18 protein-coding genes are annotated in these 17,294 nt (G+C 51.7%); 16 read left to right on the top strand and 2 right to left on the bottom strand.

The features are described from left to right. Positions 1-180: 180 nt before the first annotated feature. From G7Y44_RS03805 to G7Y44_RS03760, 10 genes are all read left to right on the top strand, one after another. Positions 181-786 carry a hypothetical protein gene (locus G7Y44_RS03805; protein WP_165247720.1) on the top strand — a complete coding sequence of 202 codons (606 nt, stop codon included), beginning with the start codon at positions 181-183 and terminating at the stop codon, positions 784-786. A 286-nt stretch (positions 787-1,072) separates the two neighbouring features. Continuing rightward, entirely contained in the window at positions 1,073-1,603 is a 531-nt protein-coding gene (gene loaP, locus G7Y44_RS03800) for an antiterminator LoaP (protein WP_165247718.1), read from the top strand. A 95-nt stretch (positions 1,604-1,698) separates the two neighbouring features. Next, entirely contained in the window at positions 1,699-2,520 is an 822-nt protein-coding gene (locus G7Y44_RS03795; protein ID WP_165247716.1) for a sugar transferase, read from the top strand. 54 nt (positions 2,521-2,574) lie between these two features. Then, positions 2,575-3,579 carry a radical SAM protein gene (locus G7Y44_RS03790; protein WP_165247714.1) on the top strand — a complete coding sequence of 335 codons (1,005 nt, stop codon included), beginning with the start codon at positions 2,575-2,577 and terminating at the stop codon, positions 3,577-3,579. Continuing rightward, positions 3,570-4,676, top strand: a complete 1,107-nt coding sequence (locus tag G7Y44_RS03785) for a glycosyltransferase family 4 protein (RefSeq protein ID WP_206214392.1) — start codon at positions 3,570-3,572, stop codon at positions 4,674-4,676. Before G7Y44_RS03790 ends, G7Y44_RS03785 begins: the two co-directional genes overlap by 10 nt. Then, the gene (locus tag G7Y44_RS03780) at positions 4,673-5,968 is read left to right on the top strand and encodes a glycosyltransferase (RefSeq protein ID WP_165247712.1); all 1,296 of its coding nucleotides are present in this window, start codon (positions 4,673-4,675) and stop codon (positions 5,966-5,968) included. The genes G7Y44_RS03785 and G7Y44_RS03780 overlap by 4 nt, the downstream gene beginning before the upstream one ends. Positions 5,969-5,985: 17 nt before the next feature. Further along, entirely contained in the window at positions 5,986-6,159 is a 174-nt protein-coding gene (locus G7Y44_RS03775) for a hypothetical protein (protein WP_165247710.1), read from the top strand. A 41-nt stretch (positions 6,160-6,200) separates the two neighbouring features. Beyond that, positions 6,201-6,602: a hypothetical protein gene (locus G7Y44_RS03770; protein ID WP_165247708.1), complete on the top strand. Its 402-nt coding sequence runs from the start codon at positions 6,201-6,203 to the stop codon at positions 6,600-6,602. After that, positions 6,603-7,913: a hypothetical protein gene (locus tag G7Y44_RS03765; RefSeq protein ID WP_165247706.1), complete on the top strand. Its 1,311-nt coding sequence runs from the start codon at positions 6,603-6,605 to the stop codon at positions 7,911-7,913. 55 nt (positions 7,914-7,968) lie between these two features. After that, positions 7,969-9,180, top strand: a complete 1,212-nt coding sequence (locus tag G7Y44_RS03760; RefSeq protein WP_165247704.1) for a glycosyltransferase family 4 protein — start codon at positions 7,969-7,971, stop codon at positions 9,178-9,180. 250 nt (positions 9,181-9,430) lie between these two features. On the opposite strand, the gene G7Y44_RS03755 is transcribed toward G7Y44_RS03760, so the two are convergent. Further along, on the bottom strand, positions 9,431-9,868 hold the full coding sequence (locus G7Y44_RS03755; RefSeq protein ID WP_165247702.1) for a transposase: 438 nt from the start codon (positions 9,866-9,868) through the stop codon (positions 9,431-9,433). 110 nt (positions 9,869-9,978) lie between these two features. On the opposite strand from G7Y44_RS03755, the gene G7Y44_RS03750 reads away from it, so the two are divergent. Genes G7Y44_RS03750 through G7Y44_RS03725 form a run of 6 tightly spaced genes read left to right on the top strand, consistent with a single transcriptional unit; the run spans position 9,979 to position 16,421 of the window. Next, a complete protein-coding gene (locus G7Y44_RS03750; RefSeq protein ID WP_241159168.1) occupies positions 9,979-11,253 on the top strand; it encodes a nucleotide sugar dehydrogenase in 1,275 nt (424 codons plus the stop codon). After that, entirely contained in the window at positions 11,254-12,354 is a 1,101-nt protein-coding gene (gene wecB / locus G7Y44_RS03745) for a non-hydrolyzing UDP-N-acetylglucosamine 2-epimerase (protein WP_241159167.1), read from the top strand. Further along, positions 12,351-13,427, top strand: a complete 1,077-nt coding sequence (locus tag G7Y44_RS03740; protein ID WP_165247698.1) for a Gfo/Idh/MocA family protein — start codon at positions 12,351-12,353, stop codon at positions 13,425-13,427. Before wecB ends, G7Y44_RS03740 begins: the two co-directional genes overlap by 4 nt. A gap of 2 nt (positions 13,428-13,429) precedes the next feature. After that, entirely contained in the window at positions 13,430-13,996 is a 567-nt protein-coding gene (locus G7Y44_RS03735; protein WP_165247696.1) for an acyltransferase, read from the top strand. A 3-nt stretch (positions 13,997-13,999) separates the two neighbouring features. Beyond that, the gene (locus G7Y44_RS03730; RefSeq protein ID WP_165247694.1) at positions 14,000-15,139 is read left to right on the top strand and encodes a DegT/DnrJ/EryC1/StrS family aminotransferase; all 1,140 of its coding nucleotides are present in this window, start codon (positions 14,000-14,002) and stop codon (positions 15,137-15,139) included. Beyond that, positions 15,108-16,421 (top strand): lipopolysaccharide biosynthesis protein, encoded by a 1,314-nt coding sequence (locus tag G7Y44_RS03725; protein ID WP_165247692.1) that lies wholly within the window; start codon positions 15,108-15,110, stop codon positions 16,419-16,421. Before G7Y44_RS03730 ends, G7Y44_RS03725 begins: the two co-directional genes overlap by 32 nt. A 470-nt stretch (positions 16,422-16,891) precedes the next feature. Here the strand turns inward: G7Y44_RS03725 and G7Y44_RS03720 are convergent. Next, a partial coding sequence (locus G7Y44_RS03720; RefSeq protein ID WP_165247690.1) for a transposase occupies positions 16,892-17,294 on the bottom strand: 403 nt, incomplete at its 5' end.

Below are 17,294 nucleotides of genomic sequence, written 5' to 3'. Positions count from 1 at the left end.
CATATTCCCCCTCTTGTAAAAGCCCAGAATAGGGCTTTTTTCACACGTAAAGTCGGACAGCGGCAGCGCTTTGTCATCCCTCTTTCACCCTTTTTCTAAACGTGTGCTTTTTGATGACGCTTGTGCGCGGAGGCTTCTCTGCACTTTCAGGCGCATCAAAGCAAGAAGGAGGAAAGCGGGTTGGTCGCAAGCGGAATTGGTGCTGCTACGAGGCTTTCGGGTAACACCGCACGCAACATAGCGCTTGGTGGCATGCCTGTTGGCAGAAGGTCGCCGCGTGGCAGGCGGCGGTGGTATCTGGTGCACGCCCCCGGGCGCGAGCAGGCCACCTGCGACAAGCTGCGCAAAATTCTGCCCCCCGACTTGCTCGAGGACGCGTTTGTCATGCGCAAAGAGCGCTGGCGCAAGTACCACGGCGCATGGAGGCTCTACCCGGTACCAATGTATCAGGAGTACTTCTTCGTCGTAACAAAAGACGTGCTGGCGCTGGACAAAGAGCTTGCCAAGCTCACCTTCCCCGCGCGCATAGCGAAGGCCGACGGGCGTCACTTCGCGCCGCTCGCGAAAGGCGCGCAACAGTGGTACGAAGGCGTGCTCGACACCGAGCGCGTCATCCGTACGAGCACCGCTGTCATAGAAGACGGCGTGCTGCACGTGCAGTCGGGCCCGCTGGTGGGTCAGGAAGACCGCGTGGTGAAGGTGGACCGACACAAGCGCTTTTGCTTTGTGGACGTGGACGAAGGGTTCGCCGAGTGCGTTCCCCTGGACGTTCCGTACAAAAGCTAGGAAACACTGATTAAGGCCGTCTTGCATTGCGAAGTTGGGGCTGGCGGAAGTAATCAGCGTTTAGGGGAAAGGCTCTGCCTTTAAACCCCTCGGTGTAAAGCGATGCCGCGTTCGGCGTTCGTACAAGCCGTGGGGAATGGATATCCCGTCGTTTCTTAGGGGAAGGCCAAAACGGCCCCCAGTGGCGAAGCTGTGTCTGGAAGTTGGGCTTTGCGAGAAGCTGTTGCGAAAAGCTGTGTGCAGCTTTCGTGTGCAGTTTCGCTATTGGTAAGAAGGAGGGTAAGTCATGGCCCCTTGGTATGCCGTTCAGGTGTTTACCGGGCAAGAGGACAAGGCGGTTGGTCTCATAGGGCAGACCCTTACCATTTCGGGGGAAGAGAACCTGGTTGACGAGGTGTTTGTTCCAAAGAGAAAAACCCTCACAAAACAACAAGGTGAACTTGTGGAAGGCGAAACCGCTCTATTTCCTGGCTACATTATGGTCGTAACCAGTAAGGTGGAACGCCTTTCTGCTCTTCTGGGGAAGGTGCCCGCCTTCACCCGGCTTTTGGGAACCGACGGGATGTTTACGCCCTTGGCGGAGGGCGAGGTGGCATGGATTTGCGCCTTCACGCAGCGAAAGCATCGGACGGTGGAAATGTCTGAGGGCTTCGTGGAAGGCGGCCGCGTGGTTGTCGCAAGCGGCCCTTTGGTGGGCCGCGAGGCCTTAATCAAAAAAGTAAACCGCCGCAAGCGCGAGGCAACACTAGAACTTTTCATCATGGGCAGAACGGTGGAAGTAAAGGTGGGCTTGAGCCTTGTGAAGAAGAAGCAGTGAAGTTAAGGTTGTCTCCTGCTGATTCAGGCGCTTGACCTGCGTCAGACGGCAAGAAGAGAAGCCTCAGAATTATCTGCCACAAACCAGAAAAGCGAATGAGCGAAACCGCAGAACAACGAAATACGGATACACAGAACGGCTCGAAATCGAGCCGCTCGCTCTTTCTGGAGCCCTTGGATTGCAAAGTAGAAGGCGACAGCTGTGGCTGGCCTGTTTCACGTACGCTTTCTAATAGAGAAGCCGCTGAGCTACTGGCACGGTCTAACGCAGGCATTCATCCTGATCTGTCGCGCTTGGGGTATCGCTTCGTGAAGCGTACATTCGATATCGTGGCAAGCGGGGTTGCGATTGCGCTGTTGTTGCTACCGAGTTTGGCGCTGTGTATTGCGATCTGCATCAAGAGTCCAGGAGCAAGCCCTCTCTACGGCCAGACACGCGTAGGAAGACTCAACCCCGACGGTTCCTACTGCTTGTTTCGAATGTGGAAGTTCAGAAGCATGGTACCGAATGCTGACGAGCTGTTGGACGGCTTGAAAGATCAAAACGAGGCTGATGGTCCGCTGTTTAAAATAAAGGATGACCCTCGGGTTATTCCCGGTGTAGGGCGCTTCATCCGAAGGCACTCCCTGGATGAGCTGCCCCAGCTCGTCAACGTATTATTGGGAGATATGAGTCTGATAGGTCCACGTCCAGCTTTGCCGGGTGAGGCGGTGCAGTACGACACCCGTGCGAAGCGTCGTCTTACCGTGAAGGCCGGCTGCGGCGGCCCCTGGCAGGCGGGGAGTCGCAGCGACGGCACCTTCGATGAGATGATCGACTTAGACCTTGAGTATGTGGAGAGTTGCTCGGTTGGCTACGACCTCAAGCTGATAGCCCGCACCGCCAAGGCAATGGTCTACGGGGACGGGGCTTACTGAGGCATTCTTTGATACTTAGACACCCCTCAAGGCGCAAAGATTAGGAGTAAGATCATGGCTACGACAGTGCAGGGCAGCCTGATTACCACATTTAGGTGTAACGCTAAGTGCAATATGTGCAACATATGGAAGTGTCCGACTACGCCGACGGAAGAGATCGACCCCGAGTTCTACCGTAAGCTGCCGAATGGCTTGAGGATCAACATTACGGGCGGCGAGTCCACCATCCGAGATGACATCGACAAGATATTCGAGATTCTCTATCCGAAGGCAGAGCTTCTGGAGCTCTCAACTAACGGTTATTACACCGACAAAATCGTGGCTCTGGCAAACAAATACCCCAACATCCTCATCCGCGTCAGCCTCGAAGGACTTCCCAAGCTCAACGACGAGAAGCGCGGCACCAAGGACGGGTTTGACCATGCACTGAGAACCATGCTCGAGCTGCGGAAGTCAAAGTGCAAAAACATCGGGTTCTCTGTAGTTATCTCGCCTGATAACTACAAGGACTTATTACCTCTCTATGAGCTGTGCGCTGCGCTTGACGTGGAACTCGGCAACTCCGTTGTGCATAACTCGTGGTACTTCCACAAGGAGGACAACCAGATAACGAGCGAAGACGCTCTTGCCGCGCACGAAGAGTTCGTCAAGGCGCTGCTCACCTCGAAAAGACACAGCATAAAGGGAAAGCTAAAGGACTACGGCAGAGCCTACTTCAACAAGAGCATCCACAGGCGCCTGCGCGGAGACGAATCGGGCTATCGCCCGCCATGCGGTGCTCTCAGGGACTTCTTCTTCATAGACCCGTGGGGCAACGTCTCTCCCTGCAACGGCTCTGGCGAGGAATGGGTTATCGGCAACATCAAGGAGCAGTCCTTCGAAGAGATCATGGCTTCCGACAAGGCGAAAGAAGCTCAGAAGCTCGTAGACACATGCGGCCGCAACTGCGCCTTCATCGTAACCGAGCGCCACGACATGGTGAGAAGGCCGTGGAAGCCGATCAGCTGGATCGTCAAGAACAAGATTCGCATAGCCAGAGGGCAGTCCGTATGTTGGTAGCCCCCTTGAAGGCCAGCGTGATAGGCACACGCGGGTTTCCTGGCGTCGAGGGCGGAGTGGAGCGCCACTGTGAATGCTTGTATACCCGCCTTGCGAGAAAGGCGAACATCCTCGTCTACCGCAGAAAACCCTACGTCGAACCCATATCTGATTATGAAGGGGTACACTTCAAGGATCTCCCGTCGACAAAGCTCAAGGGGGTCGAGGCTGTCATCCACTCATTGCTGGCAACCCTCGCGGCGTTCACGAGTAAGCCCGACGTCGTTCACTACCACAACATTGGGCCTGCGCTGTTCTCGCCGTTGCTTAGTCTGAGGAGCATCCCTGTCGTGCTCACATACCACAGCCCGAACTACGAGCATGACAAATGGGGCAAGGTCGCGAAGAGTGTTCTGCGCCTAAGCGAGAGAGTCGCGCTCAAGAGCGCCTCTAGAGTCATTTTCGTAAACAGCCATCAGATGCTGCGTTGCGGCGACGAGTCCATGTCCAAGGCGGTGTTCATCCCCAACGGTGTCGAGGCCCCTGTGGCCCCCTCGGGCACAGGGGCGCTCGCTCGCTTCGGTCTTGAGCCGGACGGCTACGTCTTGTCTGTGGGAAGGATTACTCCCGAGAAGGGGTTCGACGTGCTGATACGGGCCTTTCGCGCAATCGCCCCAGAAGGCTTCAAGCTGGTCGTCGTCGGAGGAGTCGAGTCCGAGCGCGCGTACAGTGAAGGGCTCAGAGAGCTCGCCGAAGGCGCGCCCGTGGTGTTCACGGGCCAGCTTCACGGTGACGATCTTGCCCAGATGTACGCGAACGCAGCGCTCTACGTTCTCGCCTCACGCAACGAGGGTTTTCCCCTCGCGCTGTTGGAGGCGATGAGCTACGGGCTCGACGTAGTCGTTAGCGACATTCCGGCAACACATCTCGTGCGGCTTTTGCCGGGCGATTACTTCCCGATGGACAGCTCCTCCGAGCTTGCGGAGGTTATGAATCGAAAGCTCGTGCACCCGACGCGCAGGGCGTACGAGCTCTCTTCCTTCGACTGGGATGAGGTTGCAGAAAAGACGCTCGTGGTCTACGAGGCGGCGATTAAAGAGGAAGGGGGCATGCTGTGAAGGTCTGCTTGGTGAACAAGTTTCACTGGCGCAAGGGCGGAAGCGAAACCTACTACTTCAATCTAGCCGAGGCTCTCAAGACGATGGGTCACGAAGTGGCGTGCTTTGCCATGGACAGCTCTGAGAACGAACCGTGCGAGCAATCCAAGTACTTTGTCAGCATGCGTGACTATAACGGCGACACGAGTCTGGTGAAAAAACTCAGAGACGGTGCTGCACTCATCTACTCCCTCGAGGCTAGACGCAAGTTCAACGACCTTTTGGAGGAGTTCCAGCCGGACATCATCCACCTGAACCTAGTGCACCGGCAGCTCACATTCTCCATTCTTGATGCGCCGTATCTCAAGAGCCATATGGTGCCTGTCGTCTACACTGCGCACGACTACATTCCCGTTTGCCCCGGCTGCACGATGCTTGACGGTGCGGGTGAGGTCTGCGACGACTGTCTTAAGGGCAGCTTCATGCCGTGTGTGCGGAAGCGTTGCGTCAAGGGATCGAGGGCGAAGAGCGTGTTGGCCGCGGCGGAGGCGGCATTCCTGAAAAGACACGGCTCGTATTGGAAAATTGACCGCATCATAGCCCCGTCGGAGTATATGCGCGCAAAGCTCGTCGACGGAGGGTTTCCGTACGAGCAGGTCGTCGCGATGCAGAACTTCGCGAAGGATGAGGCCCTCGACCGGGCGCGCTCGACAGAGGACAAGACCGACCGCGAGAACCCTTACGTCCTCTACTTCGGTCGCCTTTCGAAGGAGAAGGGGGTCGATGTCCTCATCAGGGCGTTCCTCTCCATCTCTGACGAGATTCCCCAGGAGTGGCGTTTGGTGATAGCCGGGGAAGGACCCGAGCGAGCAGAGCTGGAAGAACTACTGGAAAACCATCGCAGTGCGCACCGTATCGAGCTGGTCGGCTTCCGGAAGGCGGACGAGATGCGGGTGCTTGCCGAGAGGGCCGCCCTCGCCATCGCGAGTTCGCGATGGCGAGAGAACATGCCCTACTCAGTCATCGAGTCCTTCGCGGCGGGCACCCCCGTCATTGCGAGCCGCATAGGCGGTCTTCCCGAGCTGGTAAAAGAGGGGGGTACGGGCTTTCTGGCCGAGCCTGGTAGTGTGGAATTCCTGGCCGAGGCGTTGCGTCGGGGTATCGAGCTATGCACCGACCTGTATGAATACCGTGCGATGCAGCAGCGTTGCAGAGATTACGTGGTCGAAAGATGCGATCAGGAAAGGTATATGAGCGAGCTCGTCTCTCTGTACGAGAGTTTGAGTCTGCAGAGGTTGGTGGCAGTCTGCTGACTAGAAGGAAAGGACGAATGATGGGCAAGACAATAATGTTCAGCAATGCTGCCGTGATTTGGGCAATGATTAAGAACGGGTTCATGACGCATCCGTATCTCGATGCTCAGCAGGCATTGAATGATATAGCGGCGCTATACAAGAAAGGTTTCGTATCTTCTGCGGAAAAGGGGCGTTTGAGATCGCCTTAAGAGCGCTTCACTAATAACTTTCTGCTAGTTTGGGGAAGAGCATGGTAGGGGTGATGATATTAAACGGCGCGCATGGTATGGGGGTTATGGGGGATCTGAACCTCCAGAGCTGGAACGAGCTACGGAACGGTTCCGAGGCGGAAACGGTGGGCGCCAAGGTACGCCGCTGCGCTCGCAATTGCTGGATGGTCGACTCAGTATCGCCTGCCATGAGCAAGAACGTCGAGAAGCGCGGCGCCTGGGCTGTCTCCCACAAGCTCAGATCCGGCAAGAAGCACGATATGTGCGAACTGAAAGTCGTGTGCGACTATGAGACAGGGAGGGTGTTCAAGGAGGAGTCTGGCTTGCTGTCCATCTGCGACAACATAGTTGAGATTAACGACGGCCTGACGGCTGAAAGCAGAGCGGACGCACACATATACAAGACCGAGGAGGCGTTGTAGTTGGGCACGGCAAGCCTACAGGTTCAACGAATAAAGCGTTATTGTTCAGAGGCCTCAATAAGGAAACGTCGTTTTCTGCGATCGGACGTCTTGTATATCAAGATCGCGACCGTCGGATGGCTTATCTTATTCAATGCACTGATCTTCCACATGGCACTTCAGGACACATATGGTGCCTTTGCTTACATTGACGAGTCCGTTGCTGTCCTCATGTTGATCATCGCTGTCCTCCGCGCGTGTTCCAGCACGTTGTGCGTGATTAACGTGAACGGCAGACGCGCGATCGCTTGTCTGGTTCTCTACGTTGTAGTGGGTCTTATTGGTAATGCTAGCGGTGGGATTCAGACAGCGATTCTCCCAATTTGCATAGACGTGTTTACTTTTTTGAAGTTCTGTATTGTCCTCTACGCTGCAATTGTTCTTTTTAATGGAGACAGGGAACTCCTCCGTCTCGCATGTGTGGAGAGTCGGCTGCTAATAGTTATTGTGCTTGCATGTGCGGTTGCCAACTTGCTTTTTGAATGCGGAATGAGCTGGGGCGAGCGATACGGATTACGTTCGTTTAAGTGGCTTTTCAACCATCCTTCTGTGGTCAATTCGGTTCTGGTGGGACTCGTGGTGTTGCTCGTCTCGGACGTGCGAAAAAACAGAATGTGGATCTACCTTGCTTTACTGGTCATGTGTCTCACCCTCAGAAGCGTGGGCATTGCTACGGCGGCGCTCGTATGTATTAGCGTAGAACTTCTTGATGGCAAGAAACACTTTGGTTTTGGATATCTTGCTTTGGTGGCAGGTGCTGTGCTATATCTTGGATACGATCAGATCGCGTATTATTACACTATGATTGGCAGTGCTCGTCTTGAGTTAACACGAACGAGTATAGATATCGCCAATACTTACGCTCCAATTGGGACAGGATTTGCGACTTTTGGTTCCAATATTACTGCCAATCCAGAGTATTACTCATCACTCTATTACCAGTATGGACTGAGTAGGGTTTATGGTCTTGCTCTTGGCTCGTCATCTTTCCTGAGTGATACCTTCTGGCCAACGGTCATTGCTCAAGGCGGATGGCTGGGATTCCTCTTCTTTGTAGCTTTCATATACTTTATGTTCGTATCACTAATTCGTAAGAGGGGGAGTATCTCATTATCTACGATCTGCGTATTCGGATATCTGATTATTGCGACAGCATCCGCAAGTGCCTTCTTTCATCCGACCTCAGTGTTTATTGCGTTTTGTCTCGGTCTTTCTTGGTCTGGGACACTTCATGCTGGACTTGAACTTGTTATTCAAGATACACATCAATGAGTTCTTCGAGCATTTAAACCATATTAATCTTATGATCCAGAAAAGAGGATGATAGGTGCTAATCGCTGACTCTCATGAATTTATTGAGCTTTATCGTGGGGACAAAGATATTAGGGCAGGAATTGAGTTCTTAAAACTTGATGAAGGTATTCGCTACGTTTCCTTTGCGCCAGATATGGCAAGTCCAATCGATCGTGACAGATTTAATGCTAAATATGTGCGTGAAATTGGACTTCCTGAGTTGCCAATAGGCTATGACTTGCAACTGCTATCTTCAAAAGCAATCCGATTCAAAAAAAAGGAAACCGGTGGAATTGTTTCATATATGCCAGGTTATAGAAATGCGCTTTTCAAGGCAGCTCCAGATATTATATTCGAAAATCCTTATTCATGGTTAACACCGAGGAGCTATCAGACATATAGCTACTCAAAAAAGGCAGGTGTGCCTGTAATTTATTATGATCCAGGTGATGATATCCCTATATCCAATAAACATAGGCTGATGGCAATTTGGGAAAAGCCAGTAGTGCATCACGTCTCGGCAATAATCACATATAACGAAGCTGGACGAAACAGATTCATTAATAAATACGGTTATCCGAAAGAAAAGATATACGTGATTCCGAAACCGATTGATGTATCGGCATGCCAATACCATGGCGATGTGTCGCAATTAAGAAGGAGATTTGGGGTACGAGAAAATACGATTGTTGTCGGTTATGTTGGTCGTCTGGCAAAATACAAGAGCAGCAGTATATTGCTGGAAGTTGCAAAAATGGCAGCTAGTGATGATAGATTTAGTGATTTTCTGTTTGTGTTTATCGGTGGTGCTCTTGCTTCAACGGAAAGTGAGAATGATTATAAGCTTTCGAATACACATGTTACAGGCATGGTTCCCCATGATGACGTTGCGAAATATATCGCAGCATGCGACATCATAGCTTATCCTGAGAACAACCCTGACTTTGGTGGCTTTTCGACGGCGATTGCCGAGACAATGGCTGCAGGGAAGGCCATCATCTTTGGCACTAAGAACCCAGGCTTCTATGTTCCTCTACGCAATGACGATACAGCTAAGGTTATACCACCATGTAACCCATCGGCAGTCGCTAATGCGCTTCTTGAGTTAGCGAATAATCGTGACATGATACTCAAACTTGGGAATGCGGTTAGACAATACGCTTCCGAACAAATGGATTATCCGATTGTAGTAAAACGCTATTACGAAATAATGAAACAAATCCTTAATAATACTGCAAGAGAATAGCGGGAAACAGATTATTCGCGAGCTCGTCGGATAAGTCTTAATTCGTGTGGGAAAAACAGTCAAATCTAATGACTGATCAGGTATAACAAAGAGAATCTAACCTCGAGTTGACATTCGAGGGCAAAAAGAGGGCACACTAACCCAAGCCCTCCATAGAGTAGCTTTAAAAAAGATGACCAAAAGCCAGAAAATCGAATATGTTACAACCTGTGTGGGGGAGACCTTGAGCCCATCGCATGTGACCTATTCGCTAGTTAGCACCCTCCTTTCTCTTGTCGCTTCTTGTAAACAGCGGGATGGGCTTGTTGGGTTCTCGCTTATGTCCAAGCACCAACAAACAACGCCGTCTCAAAGCCTCAAAGCTCATAAAGCCACGGCACGTGCGAATGATGTCTTTGATCTGTCGGTTCAAACTTTCTGCAATTGCGTTTGTACATCCGTATTCCCAGGCATTTACGATGTAGGTTTTCCGTTTGCTTATGGTGTTAGATACAGAGCGTACTTCAGGTACATTAGTGCGTCGTGCGATAGATATCCATCGCTTCAAAACGGTTTCCATCTCGCCTCGGCTTTCAAAGGTTGTATCAGACCATTCGAAGAAAAGCTGGAGGGCAAGATAGGCTCGTTTCAGATCATCTGCCCCGATAGACTCAAGGGAACATCTTACGCATTCACGTTCTTTCGGCATAAATGCCCCGAAACAGATAAATCCTCCAAATTTTAGAGAGAGTTCACGAATGCTGATAGGAGGCCGTAAAAGTGAGGAAAAGTGTTTTACGAAAGATCAATTTCCGATCATTGATCTGCGGTACAGTAGGTCTTGGTTATGTCGGCTTACCATTAGCCATAGAGAAGGCCAAGGCAGGCTTTAAGACCATCGGCTTTGATGTGCAAGCTGAGAAGGTCGCCATGGTAAACCGTGGTGAGAACTACATCGGCGATGTTGTGCAAGAGGATCTTGCCCAGCTGGTGGGTGACAACATGCTTGAGGCGACCACCGATTTCTCTCGCATATCAGAGTGTGACTTCGTGGCAATTTGTGTTCCCACTCCGCTCGATGTACACCAGCAGCCCGATACATCATATATGGAAGCATCTGCCAAAGAGATCGCACCCTATCTCAAAGAAGGCGTGATGGTAGTCCTTGAGTCAACCACGTATCCTGGTACCACTGAAGAACTCATCAAACCCATCCTTGAAGAAGGCTCAGGACTTGTGTGTGGTGAAGGTTTCTATCTGGGCTTTAGTCCCGAGCGAGTAGATCCGGGCAACCTCATCTACAAGACGAAGAACACACCGAAGGTTGTGGGTGCTATCGGCGAAGAAGCCCTTGAATGTATTGCAGCAGTGTATGAAGCTGTGCTTGAGGGTGGTGTAACCCGTGTGTCTAGCCCTGCTGTGGCCGAGATGGAAAAGATACTTGAGAACACTTATCGTAACGTCAACATAGGGCTTGTGAATGAAATGGCGATGCTCTGTGATCGCATGGGAATCGACATATGGGAGGTAATTGATGCCGCCAAGACCAAGCCCTATGGCTTCACGGCATTCTATCCCGGCCCTGGGTTAGGTGGCCACTGTATACCACTTGATCCCTACTACCTTTCTTGGAAGGCACGTGAGTATGGCTTTCATACGTCCATGATAGAAGCGTCTATGATGGTAAACGACCGGATGCCCGAATACTGCGTAGATCGTACAGCTCGCGTTCTCAACGAACATGAGAAGTCACTTAAAGGTGCTAACGTTTTAGTCTTAGGTGTGGCCTACAAACAAGACATCGATGACTACCGGGAAAGCCCTGCTTTGCGCGTGATTGAGTGCTTGGAAGCGCGGGGAGCGAACGTGACCTATTTCGACCCCTGGGTGCCACAATACTGTTACAAAGGCAAAACACGCACAAGCTTGTCTGAGCTATCGGCCGAGGCAATTGCCTCGGCCGATATTGTTTTGGTCACCTGCGCTCACTCCAACGTTGACTACGTGCTTGTCCAGCAGCATGCCAAAGCAGTGCTCGATACAAAGAACGCCATGAAGACAGTTGAGCCTCGTTGCAACATCGAGGTGTTATAAGTGGTTGCCAAGATCATGACTGTGGTGGGCGCGCGTCCGCAGTTCATAAAGGCTGCAGTAGTATCCCATGCTCTCTCAGAATATGAAGGTGTAAAGGAAGAGATTGTCCACACAGGGCAGCACTACGATGCGAACATGTCACAGACCTTCTTTGATGAGTTGGATATCCCTGAGCCGAAGGTGAACTTGGGCGTGTCGGGTGGTACGCACGGTCAGATGACGGCACGCATGCTCGAGGCACTCGAGACGCAAATGATAGAGAGCAATCCTGTTGTGGTGCTGCTGTATGGTGATACCAACTCGACGCTTGCGGCAGCGCTTGCAGCGGCAAAGCTGCATATTCCTATTGTGCATGTTGAGGCGGGAGCAAGGACGCATTCGGCGACGAATCCCGAAGAGATTAACCGGATTTGTACCGACCACGTTGCTACGAAGCTCTTGTGCTGCACGCAGGAAAACTTCGACAACCTTAAGCTAGAAAACCTCGCCGATAGGGCAGAATTCGTCGGCGATCCTATGTATGACGCCTTCCTGCGTTACTCGGCGGTAGTAAAAAAGCCGAGGCTCACAGGTATTCTCGGTGAGGGTTCAAACTTGGAGCTGCCCGAAGAGTTCTACTACGTCACCTGCCATCGCGAGGAAAACACAGGCGTGGATGAGACGATGTCGGGCCTTCTTGATGCTTTGTCGAGCTTAGATGCACCTGCTGTGTATCCCGTTCATCCTCGTAACCGTTCAATGGTGAAGCGCTTGGCTGCAAAAGACAGTCTTTCAAACATTCTCTTCGTGGAGCCGGTGGGGTATCTCGAGAGCGTGTATCTGGTCAACCATGCAAAGCAGGTGATCACCGACTCAGGTGGGTTGCAGCGCGAGGCGTTTTTTGCTGGTGTTAAGTGCACGACGATACTCGATTTTAAGGTGTGGCCGGAAACAATGGTAGACGGGCGCAACCTTCTCGCACGTCCCACCAGGGAGTCGATACGCACTGCAATGGAACAGCCGCAAACAATAGATAGAGACTACCAGCCCTTCGGAGACGGGAATGCGGCAAAACGAATTGCCGACAGCGTTGTTAGCCTTGCGAAAGGATGCTCTAGATGAAGTACGCAATCATAGGATGTGGCCGCATTGCAGTAAACCACATCAAGGCAGTAGTTAACAACAAGCTTGATCTTGTGGCAATGTGTGACATTGATAGCTCCAAGTTCGACATCATGTTAGAAAAAGCTGGTTGCGGACACTTCCCAGAAGCTGAGCGCTATGCCGACTACAAACAGATGCTGGCTGACCATCCCGAAATCGAACTTGTGGCTATCGCTACCGAAAGCGGCAAGCACGCGCGTATTGCCCTCGACTGCATCGACGCAGGCAAACACCTCATCATCGAAAAGCCCATGGCAATGTCAATGGCTGATGCTGATGAGATCATTCGGCGTGCGGATGAGAAAGGTGTGAAAGTATCGGCCTGTCATCAGAACCGCTTTAACGTGGCCATCCAGCAGTTGCGCCAAGCGCTTGAGGCAGGTCGCTTTGGTCGTCTATCCCACGGCACCATCCACGTGCGCTGGAATCGTGGCAAGAGCTATTACGATCAGGCTCCTTGGCGGGGTACCTGGGAACAAGATGGCGGCACGCTCATGAACCAGTGTATCCACGGTATTGATCTTCTGCGCTGGATGATGGGTGACGAGGTGGTTGAAGTATATGGCACTACCCGCCAGCGCTTTCATGACTACCTGGAGGCCGAAGACGTAGGTGTAGCCGTAGTGAAGTTTGCTAACGGTGCAGTAGGTAGCATTGAGGGTACGAGCAACGTATATCCCAAAAACCTTGAAGAGACGCTCTATCTCTTTGGTGAAAACGGAACAGTAAAGATCGGTGGCACCTCTACCAACAACATCGATGTGTGGGACTTCGCTGACGAGACTGAAGACGATCAAGTAAACAAAGGGCTAGTCGAACAAACCTCAAACGTCTACGGCAATGGACACACGCTTTTGTACGCTGATGTAATCGATGCTATCGAGAATGACCGTGTGCCCTACGTGGATGCAGTAGCAGGGAGAAACGCCCTTGAGATGGTGCTTGCTATCTACAAGAGTCAAAAGACAGGTAAGCCTGTGCGTCTTCCCCTCTCCAACTTTGCGAGCACAGACATGGCAGGGGAGTTCTAAACATGCGGAATGTATTTGTGCATGAAACGTCGTGCATTGACAATGGCACAACCATTGGCGAGGGTACAAAGATATGGCATTTCTGTCATATCCAGTCAGGCGCAGCAATTGGAAAGAACTGTAGTCTCGGCCAAAACGTCAACGTTTCCAATAATGTGAGGATAGGGGATGGCTGCAAGATACAGAACAATGTGAGTATCTATGAAGGCGTTGAGCTTGAGTCCTATGTATTTTGCGGGCCATCGTGTGTGTTCACGAACGATTTAACACCTCGCGCGAAGTATCCCAAAGGTAGCAAACATTACAAGAAGACGGTCGTTCGCGAAGGCGCGAGCATTGGAGCGAACGCGACCATAGTGTGTGGCCATGAAATCGGGGCTTGGGCGCTGATCGGCTCTGGAGCTGTCGTGACTATGGACGTGCCTGCGCATGCACTTATGCTAGGTGTTCCTGCGCGTCAAAAAGGATGGGTGTGCGAGTGTGGGGAAGTACTTGGCGATGGTCTGTCCTGCCCGACATGCAACCGATCCTATAGACACGACGGTGAAGGCATCAGGGAGGTGAGGTAGCCCATGCAGTTCAGAGATCTTGGCGCGCAGTACGAAAGGCTTAAGCCGGAGATTGATCATGCTATCGCCAGTGTACTGGCTGATGGTCGATTCATAGGTGGCTCTGAGGTGTTCGCACTTGAGACGGAGCTAGCCAACTACGTTGGTGTGAAACACTGCATAACGTGCGGAAACGGTACTGATGCCTTACAACTTGCCCTTATGGCATGGGGTGTAGGGTCAGGTGATGCTGTGTTTGTCCCCGACTTCACGTTCTTCTCGAGCGGGGAAGTGGTGTCTGCTGTAGGCGCAACACCGGTGTTTGTGGATGTTGATGAGCATACGTTCAATATTGACCCTGCCAAGCTGGAACAAGCTGTTTCGTATGTTGAGCGAGAACGGCAACTTACTCCAAAAGCTGTTGTGGCAGTTGACCTCTTCGGTCTTCCTGCCGGCTACCCATCCATTCGGAAGGTGTGCGACGAACACAACTTACTTCTTCTTGAAGATGGCGCACAGGGCTTTGGTGGCTCCATTGAAGGCAAGATGGCGTGCTCTTTCGGCGATACATCGACCACCAGCTTCTTTCCGGCAAAGCCGCTCGGTTGCTACGGTGACGGTGGGGCGGTGTTTACCGATAACGACGAATGGGCCGAACTTATCCGTAGCTACGCTGTGCACGGCAAAGGCACGATGAAATACGACAACGTGCGTGTCGGTATGAACAGTCGCCTAGACTCCCTACAGGCAGCTATCTTGCGTGTTAAGTTTAAGGCGTTTCGCGAGTATGAAGTCACCGATGTGAATGCGCGCGCGGCTTGGTACGATACCGCGCTCGAGGGCACGTCTCTCGAACTGCCCCAAGTACCTGACAGTTATACCAGCTCTTGGGCTCAATACACAGTGAGGGTTCCTGAAGGTGTCGACCGTGATGCACTCCAAGCAATGCTCAAAGTACAGGGCGTACCGACAATGGTGTACTACCCTAAACCCATGCATGAGCAGCTTGCTTTCAAAGATCGGTGTGTTGTTCCACTAGAAAGCTGCCCGGTGACCGACCAGCTTTGCCACACAGTGTTAAGTCTGCCCATGGGGCCGCACCTGTCCGAAAAAGATCAGCTGCGGGTTGTCGATGAGCTTCGCTTCTGTCTTGCAAATGCCTAATGCTATAAAAGAGAAAGTCAGAACCCTCTTTGAACGAGGGTTCTTTCATATCTTCGGCGCGAACGTCATCAACAAGTTCCTCGGCTTTTTCACGAACGTCGCCATTGTCTGGTTTCTGTCCAAGGATGATTATGGTGTATTCGGGTATGCCAATAGCATCTACTCCATGACTCTTCTTGCTACCGGCTTCGGTCTTATCGCCGGCATGTTTCAATTCTGCCTCGAGGAACGGGGAGATGATGAACGTAAGTCGCTACGCTGGTACTCGCTGACGCGAGGGCTTGCGGTTGATGTCGTTATAACGGCACTTATCATCGCTGTTGGGTTGTATGTTCCCTTACCCATAGAAGAAGCGAACCGCTATCTTGCTCTGTTTGGCCCTTTGCTTCTTCTTGACTACGTGTTTCAGTACTGCTCCACCGTTTTGAGGATCAAGCTCGAGAATCAGAGGTTCTCTACTCTCCAACTCTTTAATGCTGGGGTGTACTGTGTATTTGCCTGCGTAGGGGCGCATACTGCGGGCATCGTCGGGACGATAGGTGGAAGGTATGTGGCGTATGCTGCCAGTCTTGTTTTGGCGTTCGTCCTGCTTAAGGGTTCTGGCGTTGCGGTGACCCGAGGTGACAAGCTGCCGCTTGCTTTAAGGGTCTCTCTCTGGAAGTACTCAGTGTCAACCCAGGTGTCTGCCGTATTAAACAACCTGACCTATCTCCTTGACGTGTTTCTGGTAGGGCTCTTTCTCGCGAGCGCTTCTAGTGTTGCGAGCTACAAGGTTGCCACGATCATACCCGAGGGAATGGCGTTTGTGCCTGGTAGCGTCATTATGTTCGTCTTGCCATACTTCGTAAAGCACGCACACGACAAGGTTTGGTTTCAGGGCAAGGTGAGCCTGCTGCTTAAGGTCAGCGTAGTCTTTTACCTCGTGCATTCAGTACTTTTGGTTCTATTAGCCCCAGTCATCATCTCGGTTCTCTGGGGTGATGGGTACATGGATGCTTTGACAGCGTTTCGTCTTTTGTCCGTGTCATTCTTCTTCAACGCGATGCGCACGACTTGTACCAATCTTTTGTGCTCGCTGAGGGCTATAGCATCAAACCTCTTCGTCTCAGCACTCTCCCTTGTTCTGAACGTAATCCTGTGTGTTCTGCTGATTCCTGAGTATGGAATCGTCGGTGCGGCGTTTGTTCCCACGAGTGTCTCTGTAGTTGCGGCAGTCACTGCTTTTATTGCGCTTCGTAGATCGATATCAAAGCTAGAAGGAGGTGTTGGTAATGGAAGCTAATCCTGGATTAAAGTTAGCGGTAATTGATTAGCGTCTGGAACCAGTATCCGCCTTAGGCGATACTCCGATCGATTGAGATTGGAGCAAGCGCATGGCAAATAGATTCAGCAGGGATCAGTGGCGGACGCAGGTGGAGGGTAAGTCTTAATTCGTGTGGGAAAAATAGCCAAAACTAATGTCTGAACAGGTGAAACAAAGAGAATCTAACTTCAAGTTGTGGCCTTTCCGAAATCTGTGTTGCCGATAGGCTTAAAACATTAACTTGAACAGGCGATATGCGTGAGTTTTAAGGCGGCAACACCAGTTTCAGAAAAAACAGGATGGTTTTTGGGCGCACTGACAGATACCCTTGAATTTTAGGGCTTTAAACACAAGCTATGAGATGCAGCTTTACAACTAGAAATACAACATCATGTGACTCTAGGTCCAGGCGGGCTTCTGGGTACAGACAGGTGTGCCATGTCTATCCTTTAGTGCTTCTTCTTACTTCTCTTGGAAGGTTTGGAAGCATAAGCGCTTACACGCGCCTTCTTTCTTCTTTCATAGGCAGTAGCACCCTCAACAGCATCTGGTGCACCAAAGGCCAAAAGAAGTCGTCTTCTGGTTTCATCGAAGGTGCCAAACCCGCGGCTTTCGCGCTTGAGTTCTTTGATCTTGTCGTTGGTCGATTCTGCTCGAGCGGTGTTGATGTGGCTTATCGTGGCAGTTACCAAGTACTGCTGGTACTTCGCGACCGTTTTGGCAAAGCGTCGCATCTCAGGTATTGCAAGCCCACTTGCCTTCATGATCCAGTTGTTGAGGGCCTTCTCGCATTCCTGTCTATCAGTCCAGGGATGGTCTTGCCATATGTAGTAGAGTTGAAGTACCAGATAG

The sequence above is a fragment of the Adlercreutzia sp. ZJ141 genome, from assembly GCF_011038965.1.
Lineage (GTDB): Bacteria > Actinomycetota > Coriobacteriia > Coriobacteriales > Eggerthellaceae > ZJ141.
The sequence above is the reverse complement of the archived record's forward strand: the minus strand, read 5'-3'. Positions and strand labels throughout refer to the sequence as shown.